This window comes from Porphyrobacter sp. ULC335, assembly GCF_025917005.1.
In the GTDB taxonomy this organism is placed as follows: Bacteria; Pseudomonadota; Alphaproteobacteria; order Sphingomonadales; family Sphingomonadaceae; genus Erythrobacter.
In genome coordinates this window covers 826,120-838,078 of the sequence record NZ_CP078091.1, presented here as the reverse complement: position 1 = coordinate 838,078, position 11,959 = coordinate 826,120, and the positions used below count along the sequence as shown (strand labels likewise).

The 11,959-nt window shown below is 63.3% G+C and carries 15 protein-coding genes; 2 read left to right on the top strand and 13 right to left on the bottom strand.

Features of this window, described 5'->3' with window-relative positions; translation table 11 throughout:
• Positions 1 to 52: 52 nt before the first annotated feature.
• The 7 genes from KVF90_RS04120 to argB all read right to left on the bottom strand — a co-directional run bounded on the left by KVF90_RS04120 (position 53) and on the right by argB (position 4,726).
• Positions 53 to 634: a TerD family protein gene (locus tag KVF90_RS04120; protein ID WP_264393582.1), complete on the bottom strand. Its 582-nt coding sequence runs from the start codon at positions 632 to 634 to the stop codon at positions 53 to 55.
• A 150-nt stretch (positions 635 to 784) separates the two neighbouring features.
• The gene (locus tag KVF90_RS04115) at positions 785 to 979 is read right to left on the bottom strand and encodes a hypothetical protein (RefSeq protein ID WP_264393581.1); all 195 of its coding nucleotides are present in this window, start codon (positions 977 to 979) and stop codon (positions 785 to 787) included.
• A gap of 60 nt (positions 980 to 1,039) precedes the next feature.
• A complete protein-coding gene (locus KVF90_RS04110) occupies positions 1,040 to 1,663 on the bottom strand; it encodes a MarC family protein (protein ID WP_264394663.1) in 624 nt (207 codons plus the stop codon).
• Positions 1,664 to 1,703: 40 nt separating this feature from the next.
• The gene (locus KVF90_RS04105) at positions 1,704 to 2,468 is read right to left on the bottom strand and encodes a hypothetical protein (RefSeq protein ID WP_264393580.1); all 765 of its coding nucleotides are present in this window, start codon (positions 2,466 to 2,468) and stop codon (positions 1,704 to 1,706) included.
• 26 nt (positions 2,469 to 2,494) lie between these two features.
• Complete coding sequence (gene folD / locus KVF90_RS04100) at positions 2,495 to 3,391, bottom strand: bifunctional methylenetetrahydrofolate dehydrogenase/methenyltetrahydrofolate cyclohydrolase FolD (protein WP_264393579.1); 897 nt, start codon at positions 3,389 to 3,391, stop codon at positions 2,495 to 2,497.
• Entirely contained in the window at positions 3,391 to 3,672 is a 282-nt protein-coding gene (locus KVF90_RS04095) for a YggT family protein (protein WP_264393578.1), read from the bottom strand. Before KVF90_RS04095 ends, folD begins: the two co-directional genes overlap by 1 nt.
• A gap of 121 nt (positions 3,673 to 3,793) precedes the next feature.
• On the bottom strand, positions 3,794 to 4,726 hold the full coding sequence (gene argB / locus KVF90_RS04090; protein WP_413677006.1) for an acetylglutamate kinase: 933 nt from the start codon (positions 4,724 to 4,726) through the stop codon (positions 3,794 to 3,796).
• Between the two features lie 167 nt (positions 4,727 to 4,893).
• Between argB and KVF90_RS04085 the strand changes: the two genes are divergently transcribed.
• Positions 4,894 to 5,064 carry a hypothetical protein gene (locus tag KVF90_RS04085; protein ID WP_264393576.1) on the top strand — a complete coding sequence of 57 codons (171 nt, stop codon included), beginning with the start codon at positions 4,894 to 4,896 and terminating at the stop codon, positions 5,062 to 5,064.
• A gap of 24 nt (positions 5,065 to 5,088) precedes the next feature.
• Here the strand turns inward: KVF90_RS04085 and KVF90_RS04080 are convergent, their stop codons facing one another.
• Together KVF90_RS04080 and KVF90_RS04075 are read right to left on the bottom strand one after the other, a co-directional pair.
• Positions 5,089 to 5,340 carry a YdcH family protein gene (locus tag KVF90_RS04080; protein WP_264393575.1) on the bottom strand — a complete coding sequence of 84 codons (252 nt, stop codon included), beginning with the start codon at positions 5,338 to 5,340 and terminating at the stop codon, positions 5,089 to 5,091.
• A gap of 308 nt (positions 5,341 to 5,648) precedes the next feature.
• Positions 5,649 to 5,981 carry a DUF1294 domain-containing protein gene (locus KVF90_RS04075; protein WP_413677005.1) on the bottom strand — a complete coding sequence of 111 codons (333 nt, stop codon included), beginning with the start codon at positions 5,979 to 5,981 and terminating at the stop codon, positions 5,649 to 5,651.
• Positions 5,982 to 6,083: 102 nt separating this feature from the next.
• Between KVF90_RS04075 and KVF90_RS04070 the strand changes: the two genes are divergently transcribed.
• Entirely contained in the window at positions 6,084 to 6,791 is a 708-nt protein-coding gene (locus KVF90_RS04070; RefSeq protein ID WP_264393574.1) for a thermonuclease family protein, read from the top strand.
• A 262-nt stretch (positions 6,792 to 7,053) separates the two neighbouring features.
• Here KVF90_RS04070 and KVF90_RS04065 read toward each other — a convergent pair whose 3' ends face one another.
• From KVF90_RS04065 to KVF90_RS04050, 4 genes are all read right to left on the bottom strand, one after another.
• On the bottom strand, positions 7,054 to 8,172 hold the full coding sequence (locus KVF90_RS04065) for a DGQHR domain-containing protein (RefSeq protein WP_264393573.1): 1,119 nt from the start codon (positions 8,170 to 8,172) through the stop codon (positions 7,054 to 7,056).
• A 270-nt stretch (positions 8,173 to 8,442) separates the two neighbouring features.
• A complete protein-coding gene (locus KVF90_RS04060; RefSeq protein ID WP_264393572.1) occupies positions 8,443 to 9,489 on the bottom strand; it encodes a ribonucleotide-diphosphate reductase subunit beta in 1,047 nt (348 codons plus the stop codon).
• 67 nt (positions 9,490 to 9,556) lie between these two features.
• Positions 9,557 to 9,742 carry a hypothetical protein gene (locus KVF90_RS04055; protein ID WP_264393571.1) on the bottom strand — a complete coding sequence of 62 codons (186 nt, stop codon included), beginning with the start codon at positions 9,740 to 9,742 and terminating at the stop codon, positions 9,557 to 9,559.
• An 82-nt stretch (positions 9,743 to 9,824) separates the two neighbouring features.
• The gene (locus KVF90_RS04050; RefSeq protein WP_264393570.1) at positions 9,825 to 11,888 is read right to left on the bottom strand and encodes a ribonucleoside-diphosphate reductase subunit alpha; all 2,064 of its coding nucleotides are present in this window, start codon (positions 11,886 to 11,888) and stop codon (positions 9,825 to 9,827) included.
• Positions 11,889 to 11,959 lie beyond the last annotated feature (71 nt).

Below are 11,959 nucleotides of genomic sequence, written 5' to 3'. Positions count from 1 at the left end.
ACTCCCGCTGGAATGGAGGCTGGCGCGGTGGTTCCGCGCGCGCCGGATCAGGTCAGAGGATGGCGCGGGCCGGGGCGGTCAGATCGTGCACGGTGCGTCCGCCGGTCCGCTCGCCGATCGCCTTGAAGTCCCACTGCCCGCCATTGCGCGACAGGCTGGCGAGGATCAGCCCGGTGTGCGAGCCGGAATCCGAAATGTCGAAGCGCGCCAGCTCGGTCCGGGTCTTGGTATCGACCACCCGGCCAAAGGCATTGGCAACCTTGTCAAAGGTCTGCCCGCGGAAGCTGTTCACCGTCAGGACGATATACTCGACCTTGCCGTCGAGCCGTTCGAGATTGATGGCGATGCTCTCGTCATCCCCGTCGCCCTCGCCGGTGAGATTATCGCCGCTGTGGCGGATCGTGCCCGAGGCGTTGGTAAGCTTGCCGAACCACACCGATTCCAGCACGGCCTTGTCGGCATCGAAGGTGATGCACGACGCGTCGAGATCAATATCCCCGCCGCCGCCCAGCAAACCGCCGAAGAAGCCCTTCTTGGCAACGTCCCAGCCAACCCCGAGGGTGATCTGCGACAGCCCGTTCGGCGCCTGCTTGGTGAGGCTGACAGACTGGCTCTTCTGGAGTGAAATTCCCACTGATCCCCCACGTCTTCCGGCGATTGATGCCTTGACGAAGATATCCGCGAAGCCCGCAGGAGTGTCAACCCTTCGACCGAGGGGATTGCGGCGAGCCGCGCGCTGATTTCGTTACGTTTTTGTTAAGGGGTTGCGGAAGCTTCGCGGGCGTTAGCCGATGCTTTTGATCTTGCGGCCTGCGTGGTTTTCTATGACCGCGATGGCATCGCGCATCTCGCGAACCTTGCCGATCTGCGTGTCGCTGCCCCACACTGAACCCTTGTAGACGTAGATCGTCCCGTTCGATTCAGACACGTAGTACAGGTTCTCGCCACCGCCCTCGACGATCACTTTCTTCTTCGCCATCGCGCCACTCCCCCGGTTGCGCGAGGAAGACTATGCTCCGTGCGTGGCCTGTCAACCGGACTAGATGCCGAAGCTGCCCTTCAGCCCGTCGATCACATATTGCGCCGCCAGCGCGGCCAGCAGCACGCCGAGCAGGCGGGTGATCACCGCCTCGACCTTGTCGCCCAGCAGCCGGATCAGCGGCCCGGCGGCGACCAGCGCGGCGGCGGTGATGGCCAGCACCGCGGCGAGCGCGGCGAGCACCTCGAGCGATTCCGGAAGCCCATCGGCCTCGTTCATCAGCAGCATGATCGCCGCAATCGCGCCCGGCCCGGCGAGCATCGGCATCGCCATCGGGAACACCGAAACGTCCTCGATCTCGGGCGTCTGCGCGATCTTCTCGGCGCGTTCCTCGCGGCGCTGTGTGCGCTTTTCGAAGACCATGTCGAAGGCGATGAAGAACAGCATCAGCCCGCCCGCGATGCGGAACGAGTCCAGTTCGATATGCAGCGCGCCCAGCAGCTCCTGCCCGAACAGCGCGAAGATCAGCAGGATGACCGAGGCGATCGCCGTCGCGCGCAGCGCCATGCTGCGGGCCTGCTCACGCGTGGCGCCCTTGGTCAGCCCGGCATAGATCGGCGCGCACCCCGGCGGGTCGATCACAACGAACAGGGTGACGAAAGCGGAAAGGAAGAGTTCGGTCAGCACCATTGCTCGCTCGGGGAAGGCCTAGCGCCCCCTCACATCAATCGCCGGTCGGCACAAGGCTTTGTTCGATCCCGGTCACCCAGCGCCCCTGGTAGAAATACTCCGCGGCGGCATAGCGGGTGCCGTCCGCGCGGTGTTCCCAGCGCCAGCGCAGCGTGCCGTCGCGCGAAAGGCGGGCGTCGGTCTTGCCGTCCTCGCCCACGGGGATCGCGGGGGGCGGCGGGGTGGGTGCATCGCCGCGCGGGCAGGTGGCGACGAGGCCCTGCACCGCGTCGATCTCGGTCACGACGATATCGCCTTCCTCGACCGGCTTGCGCGGCGGCGGCTGCGGCACATCATCCCCGCCGACATCGAAGACATAGCGATAGGTGTTGTCTGCCTGCCGTTCCCAGACGGTCACGAAATTGCCGACCTTGCCCTCCGGATCGCGGAAGCGCCCCTGGCTCACCGCCACCGCGCCATCGCAGCTCATCACCACCACGCGCGGCTCCCACTGCACAGCCTCGGGCGGATCGGTCTGCATGGCGAGCCACGGTTCGATCGGGAAGGGGCCGTTGCGCCCGTGGAGCAGCGCGCCGGGGGCGGCGAACTGGCGGAAGGCGGTCCACTGGCCCTGTTCGCGCGCGGCGCGGGAGAAGGCGAGTTCGGCGGCGACGATGGTGCTCGGCTGCGCGGCGCCGGGCGCGGTGGTCAGCACTCGCTCGATCATCGCCATGGCCCGCTTGTTCGGCTTGGGCGCGCCGCCCCCGGCACAGGCGGTGAGTGCAAGCATGGCGGCGACGGCGAAGACTGACGATTTCATGCTTTTCCCACCTTCGCAGAGATTGATTACAGCCCCTCTGGCGCGTCCAGCCCGGCATGGCGATGCGCCGCGACGAGCGTGTTCCTGAGCAGCACCGCAATGGTCATCGGCCCGACACCGCCCGGCACCGGCGTGATTGCACCCGCCACGGCAAGCGCCTCGGCAAAAGCGACATCGCCCACCAGCCGTCCCTTTTCCTTGCCTTCATCAGGCGGCAGGCGGTTGATGCCGACGTCGATCACGGTCGCGCCCGGCTTGATCCAGTCGCCGCGCACCATCTCCGGACGGCCCACGGCGGCAACCACGATGTCGGCGCGGCGCACCACGGCGGGCAGATCGCGCGTGCGGCTATGCGCCACGGTGACGGTGGCGTTGGCATCGGTGAGCAGTTGCGCCATCGGCTTGCCGACGATGTTCGACCGGCCGATCACCACTGCCTCCAGCCCCGACAGATCGCCCAGCCGGTCTTGCAACAGCATCAGGCAGCCCAATGGGGTGCAGGGCACGAAGCCCGGCTGGCCGACACTCAAACGACCGGCGTTGATCACATGGAACCCGTCAACATCCTTGTCGGGATCGATGGCGGCGATGACCGCCTGCTCGTCCAGACCGGCAGGCAGGGGAAGCTGGACGAGAATGCCGTCGACTTCCTCGTCACGGTTCAGCCGCTCGACCAGCGCGAGCAGTTCACCGGCACTGGTGGTCGCGGGCAGGCGATGTTCGAAGCTGGCGATGCCCGCTTCCTCGCAAGCGCGGCCCTTGGCGCCGACATAGACCTGGCTCGCTGCATCTTCGCCGACCAGCACCACCGCAAGACCGGGACGCCGCCCGGCGTTCTGGGCAAAGGCCGCCGCTGCCGCACCGATGCGTGCGCGCAGGGCTTCGGCAAAAGCCTTGCCGTCGATCCGCGCTGCCTCCCCCATCAGGTCATCGCGCCTTGCAGGATATAGCCGACCGCGTTGAGCAGCATCAGGAACACCATCGGCGAAAAGTCGATCGCCCCGGTATCGGGCATGACCTTGCGGATCGGGCGCAGCGCAGGCTCGAACAACCGGCTCAGCGCATCATGCACCGCAAAGGCGAACTGGTTGCTCGGGCTCACCACGTTGAAGGCGAACAGCAGCCCGATGATGAACCAGATGATCAGCAGCATGTTGGCCGTGTTGAGGACCATCAGGAAAATCTGGAGAAGTGCGTCAGTCATTGGCGATCCGTTTCCATTGCGAAGGCGCGGCTTGCTTTGGCAGGCTGCCGCGCGCGGTCTAGTCCCTTGGCTAGGCGTATTAGCCTGTTAATACGCCCCGCGCCATATCTCAGTTCCCGCTTCAGGCGCGCACCAGTGTCCCGGCACCGCGCGCGGTGAAGAATTCGAGCAGCATCGCGTGCCCCACCCGCCCGTCAAGCACCACTGCCGCCTCGCAGCCCGATTGCACCGCGGTCACGCAGGTTTCCAGCTTGGGCACCATGCCGCCGCGGATCACGCCGTCGGCGCGCAGCTTGGCGATATCGGTGGGGGTGAGATCGGTGAGCAGTTCGCCTTCCGCGCCCAGCACGCCCGCCACATCGGTCAGCAGGAACAAACGCGCCGCGCCCAGCGCCGCCGCAATCGCGCCCGCCATGGTATCGGCGTTGATGTTGTAGGTCGCCCCGTCCTCGCCCGGCGCAATCGGCGCGATCACCGGGATCATCCCGGCGGCGACCATCGTGTCGATCACCGTGGTATCGACCATCGCCGGTTCGCCGACGAAGCCCAGGTCCACGACCTGTTCGATATTGCTGTCAGGATCACGCGTGGTGCGGCTGACCTTGCGCGCGGTGACCAGCCCGCCGTCCTTGCCCGAGATGCCGATCGCCTTGCCGCCGGCTGCCGCCAGCCAGCCGACCAGTTCCTTGTTGATCGCGCCTGAAAGCACCATCTCCGCGATCTTGGCGGTTGCTTCATCGGTGACGCGCAATCCGTCGACGAAGGTGCTCTCCACCCCCAACCGCTTGAGCATCTGGCCGATCTGCGGGCCGCCGCCATGCACCACCACCGGGTTGATGCCGACCGCCTTCAGCAGCACGATATCCTCGGCAAAATCGCGCGCTGCCTCGGGGTCGCCCATCGCGTGGCCGCCGTATTTCACCACGAAGGTGCGGCCCGCATAGCGCTGGAAATAGGGCAGCGCCTCGATCAGCACTTCGGCCTTCGAGAGATCGGGCGTTTCGGCCCCCGAACGGGGTGCGTCATGGAATTGCTTGTCAGTCACCGGCGTCATGTCCCGTGCGCGCACATCGCGCTGTCGGGCGGCGCCCTAGCGGCTTGCAGGCGCGGGGCCAAGCGGCTTGGTGGGGTGGAGAAAGACCAAACTAGGCATTTCACTCACTTGATGATATTCATCCAAAAAAAAGAGGTCGCTATTTACCTTCTCCATCAGAGGTGATCATGGCCGAGAATGACAGCACTACCCCTGCCGAAGAAGCCGGCAGCGGAGGACGGCGGCAGGGGGACCGGCGCAAGGCGCAGGTGCCTTTTGACGGGCCGGATCGCCGCAAGGGCGACCGCCGTTCAGGCGCGGACCGCCGCACCACACCCCGCAAAGACACCGAGATCTGAGGCCCGCCCCCCAAGGCCGCCCCGTCATTCTGCCTGGGCGTTTTCCAGCATGGCTGCGATTTCGTCGAGCAGGTGCAGCCGCTCTTTCTTGAGCGCTTCGAGCCGTTCGTCGCTGGCCGCTTCGATCTCGGTTTCGATGCGGTGGATGGTGCGGTTCACCTCGTGATGCCGCTCGGCCAGCCGGGCGAAATGCGCGTCGGTCAATTTGAGCTGGTGGAGCGCGGCGGTATCTTCGGGGAAGGTATCGGCGAGTTCGTGCGGGGTATGTGCGGACATCGGAGTCTCCTTGTTCGATGTCCCCTGCCTAGACCCCTGCGCGCCATCCGCATTTGATCGCGGTCAAATCCGCCGCGCCGGGCTGGAGGGGGTCTGGCGCGGGCTGGAGGGGGTCTAACAGGGGTCTAAGGGGGGCCTGAATTTCCCGCCAATCGCGCCATCACTCTGTAATCGCTCGCCTTTCATGCCGGATGACATGGTTGCGGCGAAAATCGGGGCGTGTCACCGCTTTGCACCCCGCAGACTTAGCGCCGGAGGGGCCGCGTAGGAAAGCGCGTGCCCCCCCCGCACACGCGCGCCGTGCGGGCTCACCAGAAATAGACCGCCAGTCCCGCCGCTGCCGCCAGTTGCAGCGCGGCAATCGCGTGGAGCTGCCCGCAGAACGGCTGCTTGCGCGTCTTGTGCCGGAACAGCGCGCGGCCCGCATAGGCCCCCACCGTCCCGCCAAAGAACGCAAGCCGCAGCAGCGTCGATTCCGAGACCCGCCACGCCCCTTGCGCCGCCCGCGCCTTGTCGATTCCGAAGGCCGCAAAGGCGAACAGGTTCATCGCCAGCAGCGCCGCCGCGATGTTGAACGGCGTCACCAGCGCCTTGACGGCGGCGATGGTCGACGGATCGGTGACGAGTGCGTGCGGGTCCATGGGGGCGGGTATAGGAAACAAAGGGTTGCAGAAGGGTTGAGCGGGCTTTCCGCGCGCACCGCGTTAGCGCGATGTTGAGAATTGGCGCGGCATTCTGCGTTGATGGGCAAGATCATCCGCTTCCGCAATCCGCGCCAGCCGTCCCGCTGGACCAAGGCGGATGCCTATGCCTCGCGCCGCAAGCGGGCGTGGTTTGCGCAGCGCTTTGCCCGGCAACCGGCGAAGGCTTCGGGGCGGTGGTTTGCCGCGCTGATGGTGATCCTGCCGCTTTCGGCCTTCACCGCGGTGCTGCTGATGCCGGTTTCGGGCGGGCCGGAGGAAGCCGCGGCATCAGGCGCGCGGCCTAGCGCTGCTGATCTGGCCTTGAACAGCGCCGCCAGTCTTGATGCTGCGCAGCCGCGGATCGTTGCCGGAGCGCGGCCGGGCGGAGTGGCCGCAGCCAGCGGCGGCGACCGCGAGAGCGCGCGTTTCAGCCTGTGTTCGGGGCCGGTGCGGGTCACCTGCGTCGTCGATGGCGACACCATCTGGTATCGGGGCGAGAAAATCCGCATCGCCGATCTCGACACGCCCGAGGTCAGCAACCCCGGCTGCGCCAACGAAGCGATGATGGGCCGCCGCGCCACGCAGCGGCTGGTGACGCTGCTGAACGCGGGGCCGTTCTCCCTCAAACCCAATCCCGAGGGGCGCAGCCGGGACAAATACGGCCGCACCCTGAAACTGGTCACCCGCGGCGGCGCAAGCCTTGGCGAAGTGCTGGTGCGCGAGGGGCTGGCCGAGCAATGGGGCGGCGTGCGACGGGCGTGGTGTTAGGGGCCTAACCTGCCCGTCATCCCGGCGCAGGCCGGGACTCAGAGCGGCTGAGAGCGAACGTCAGGGAAAGAAAACTGGGCCCCGGCCTACGCCGGGGTGACGAGATTGGGGAGCGACCTGTCCCCCGTCCCGGGCCTGACCCGGGATCCCGCTGTTCTTTCATCGGCGCGGAAGAGAGCGGGGCCCCGGGTCCCCGGCCTGCGCCGGGGCAGGCAAGCCCGGGGAGACGGGATTTTGGGGGCGGAAATGTTGAGCGCAACCCTCATTCGAGTTCTAGATCAGGCAGGCCGTTCAGCAACTTAGAAATTAGGACACGCTTCCCTGCTGATGACGAGTAGCTTCCTGCGGCACCGCCTTTAGGTGCAGTGAGCCAGAAATCGGCTCCCTTGACGAATTCTGCGTCCTTGTTTTCACCATCAAGGTGATCAAACATCGGCTGCAAGAGTTCTGCATAGTTGTCATCTTCAAGGAGCGAGCCGCCGTTCGATCGCACTAGCTCAGCAATTTCCGGAAGGATCTCATGCATTGCCCACACACCAATACCCTTCATTAAGGTGTATTTTTGACTTTCTTTAAATGGTTCGGGCATCGCCGACCGAATTCCTCTCCAGTAGCTTTCGAGGATTTGAAATTTCCTATCTCTCCCTACATTTTTCAGAAGGGGGTAATTCAGGAATTTTCTCAATGAAGTGACAAATGAGGCGCTTGGTATCGTAGTTATACCACGATCTTCGTTTGCTAGCCGGATCCGATTTCGCCAGATATCGGAACTGTCTGCCATCATCTCGGTAATTGCTTGAGCCTCGACTTTCCAATCTTGACCTGATTCAATTAAACCCGTCATGACTTTCCCGTCATGCTCAGCGCGTTGCTTAAGAAGGTCGTAAGCCAAATCAGTTTTCACTGATTTAGCAGTAGAATTCACGATGTAGAATTGCTCAAGCTCTTGACCTTCGTCAGCGCCAAGCATCATGACGAATTGAATCTTGAAATCCCCGTATCTTTGGGGATCCTCGGCCATAAGCCCGCGGAAAGCAGCCAACCGATGCTGCCCGTCAACAACAGAAAGCGTGCCACTATAAGCGTTAAGGTCGAATGTGCTGCAATCGCCATCTGTGCGCTCTTCCAACGCGGCACGCCATGAATCGTGGCGCGCATTCAAAAGAACTGCCGTCGGGATGTCTACCCGCCCACGTCGAATTTCCATCATCAGCTTTAAGATGCGGCCTTGAGCTGGTTTTCGCTGATAGCCTTGCTTGGTTCGCGCATCACGCCAAGGCGTGAAGAGGCGTTCATGAAGATGCTTGTAACGCACGGAGCCAACGATAGTCTTCACTCCTGAAGACAAAACTTGGCCCATGATGACTGGAATCTCGGCCAATGGGGTTTCCTTCCGCGGCGCACTGAATTAAGACCCCAGTGTCACTGCTGCACCCATCGCCGGTTTTGGACACCAGCGAAGCTCCTCGGATTAGCAGCGACAACTTCAACTTCGGTTTGGACCCAAAGAAGATGGGGAGATGGCGCAGGTCCATCTCCCCTCTATTTAGCTGAATTTTAGCTTTATGTCTGCCCAGCTGAGGGTGGCTGGCGCTAGAAATGCACGGTCTATCGTATTTTCAATAGATCTGCATTTCAGATCCGGATTCTCCTACTCCGCAGCCTCAGCCCCAAACAGCCCGGCCTCGGCCACAACGCCGTCATCCTCGTTCACGGCCTTGGCCTTCTGGCGCTTGTCGAACGACGACCACACGGTGTTCCAGTCGCCGCGCGTTGCGCCCTTCGAATATTCGGTCGCGCGGGTTTCGAAGAAGTTGGCGTGTTCGACGCCGTTGAGCAGCGGGGCGAGCCAGGGGAGCGGGTGCTCCTCGATCATGTAGATTTCCTGCAGGCCGAGCTGCTTCAGGCGCCAGTCGGCGATGTAGCGGATGTAACGCTTGATCTCCTTGGCGCTCATGCCGTTGATCGGGCCCATTTCGAAGGCGAGGTCGATGAAGTTGTCTTCCAGACGCACGGTCTTCTGGCAGATGTCGATCAGGTCTTCCTTCACAGCCTTGGTGAGGCATTGGCGTTCCTCGCAGAAGGTGTGGAACAGCTTGATGATGCCTTCGCAGTGCAGGCTTTCGTCACGCACCGACCAGCTGACGATCTGGCCCATGCCCTTCATCTTGTTGAAGCGCGGGAAGTTCATCAGCATGGCGAAGCTGGCGAACAGCTGCAGCCCTTCGGTGAAGCCGCCGAACACGGCGAGGGTGCGGGCGATATCTTCATCGCTGTCCACGCCGAAGGTCTGGAGGAAATCGTGCTTGTCCTTCATTTCCTCGTATTCGAGGAAGGCGGAGTATTCGCTTTCGGGCATGCCGATGGTGTCGAGCAGGTGCGAATACGCCGCGATGTGCACCGTCTCCATGTTGGAGAAGGCGGCAAGCATCATCTTCACTTCGGTCGGCTTGAACACCCGGCCGTAGTTTTCGTGATAGCAGTTCTGCACCTCGACATCGGCCTGGGTGAAGAAGCGGAAGATCTGGGTGAGCAGGTTGCGCTCGTTCTCGGTGATCTTCTGCGCCCAGTCGCGGCAATCCTCGCCCAGCGGCACTTCTTCGGGCATCCAGTGGATCTGCTGCTGGCGCTTCCAGAAGTCATAGGCCCAGGGGTACTGGAAGGGCTTGTAGGTGTTGCGGGCTTCGAGAAGCGACATGGGCGGATACTCCTAAGGCAAAAGGTATAGCAGATACGGAAGCGCGGGGCGCTTGGATTCAGCGAAATCAGGGCGCGTAGGCGATGACGACGTAGAGGCAGAAGGGCACAAGCATCGATACCATCGCGATGTGGATCATCGCGGCGTTGCGGGCGTGGCCTTCGACATTGCGCTTGAGTTCGCGCACCGAGTTGAAGGCGAAAACGGCGCTGACGATCAGCCCGAACAGCCCCATGGCAAACGGCAGGTTCATTCTATTTGTCCCCCTTGGTGGCAGCTGCCGCGGGTGCTGCGGGGGCGGGGTCCGGCCCCGCCCGCGCGCCCGCTGGCGCCGCTTACTGGCAGCTCAGGCATTCCTCGTAATCGGTCTCGGCGCTGAGCTCGATCTTGGCGAGTTCGGAGGTGTTGTCCGCCTCCACCCCGCCGACGAAGCCGGCGCGCTGCACGGACTTGGACCGCAGGTAATACAGCGACTTGATGCCGCGCTCCCACGCCTGATAGTGGAGCATCATCAGGTCCCACTTGTCGACATCGGCCGGGATGAACAGGTTCAGCGACTGGGCCTGATCGATGTAGGGCGTGCGGTCGGCCGCGAATTCGAGCAGCCAGCGCTGGTCGATCTCGAAGCTGGTCTTGAAGGTCGCCTTCTCTTCCACGGTGAGGAAGTCGAGGTGCTGCACCGAACCGCCCCGCTCGAGGATCGAGTTCCAGACATTGGTCGAGTTCTTCGACTTCTTGTCGAGCACCTTTTCCAGGTACGGGTTCTTGACGATGAAGCTGCCCGACAGGGTCTTGTGGGTGTAGATGTTGGCCGGGATCGGCTCGATACAGGCCGAGGTGCCGCCGCAGATGATGCTGATCGACGCGGTCGGCGCGATCGCCATCTTGCAGCTGAACCGCTCCATCGCGCCCATGTCGGCCGCGTCGGGGCAGGGCCCGCGTTCCTGCGCCAGCAGCATCGAAGCCTCGCACGCCTTGGCGTGGATGTGCTTGAACATCTGGAGGTTCAGCGCCTTGGCCATCGCGCTTTCGAAGGCGACGTTCTTCTGCTGGAGGTACGAGTGGAAGCCCATCACCCCGAGGCCGACCGAACGCTCGCGCGAGGCCGAGTACTTGGCGCGGGCCATCTCGTCCGGCGCGCGGTCGATATAGTCCTGCAGGACGTTGTCGAGGAAGCGCATCACGTCCTCGATGAACTGCTTGTCGCCCTTCCACTCTTCCCAGGTTTCGAGGTTGAGCGAGGACAGGCAGCACACCGCCGTGCGGTCATTGCCGAGGTGGTCAATGCCGGTCGGCAGGGTGATCTCCGAGCACAGGTTCGAGGTCGAAACCTTGAGGCCCAGATCGCGGTGATGCTTGGGCATCATGCGGTTCACGGTGTCGTTGAAGACGATATAGGGCTCACCGGTCGCGAGGCGGGTCTCGACCAGCTTCTGGAACAGCGAGCGCGCGTCGACCGTCTGCCGCACCGATCCATCGCGCGGGCTGCGCAGCTGGAACTCGGCGCCTTCACGCACTGCATGCATGAATTCGTCGGTGATCAGCACGCCGTGGTGCAGGTTCAGCGCCTTGCGGTTGAAATCGCCCGAGGGCTTCCGGATTTCGAGGAACTCCTCGATTTCCGGGTGGCTGATATCGAGATAGCAGGCCGCCGAACCACGCCGCAGCGAGCCCTGCGAAATCGCCAGCGTCAGCGAATCCATCACGCGCACGAAGGGAATGATCCCGCTGGTCTTGCCGTTCAGGCCCACCGGCTCGCCAATGCCGCGGACATTGCCCCAATAGGTGCCGATCCCGCCGCCCTTGGACGCCAGCCACACGTTTTCATTCCACGTGCCGACGATCCCTTCGAGGCTGTCCTCGACCGAGTTGAGGTAGCACGAGATCGGCAGGCCGCGATTGGTGCCGCCGTTCGACAGCACCGGCGTGGCCGGCATGAACCACAGGTTCGAGATGTAGCCATACAGGCGCTGGGCGTGATCCTGATCGTCGGCATAGGCATCGGCCACACGGGCGAAGAGATCCTGATAGGTCTCGCCGGGCAGCAGGTAACGGTCGGTCAGCGTGTCCTTGCCGAAATCGGTCAGGCGCGCATCGCGGCTGTTATCGGTGACAACGGTGAAGCGGCGGTCGTTGACCTTCTTGCTGTCCACTGCGGCAGCCTTGGCCACTTCGGCCATGGCGCCGGCCAGCGCTTCGCCCGCCTTGGCGGCGATCAGCACATCGGATCCGGCATCGGTCTTGTTCATTGTCACAGCCTTTTCGTTCTTGGAGGGCATTTCATCCCCCGCAGGCGCGGCGGCATTGGTGCCCGCATCCAGCTCGCCCGGAATCGCTTCATTGGTCACATCGGTGTTCACCGCATCATTGGGCACGTTGTCGCTCGCCTTGAAATCCATTGTCAGCCCCATTTGTCCCCCGAATCGGGCCCATGGCACAAGAGGCCATGTTCCGATTCTGTTCTATACAG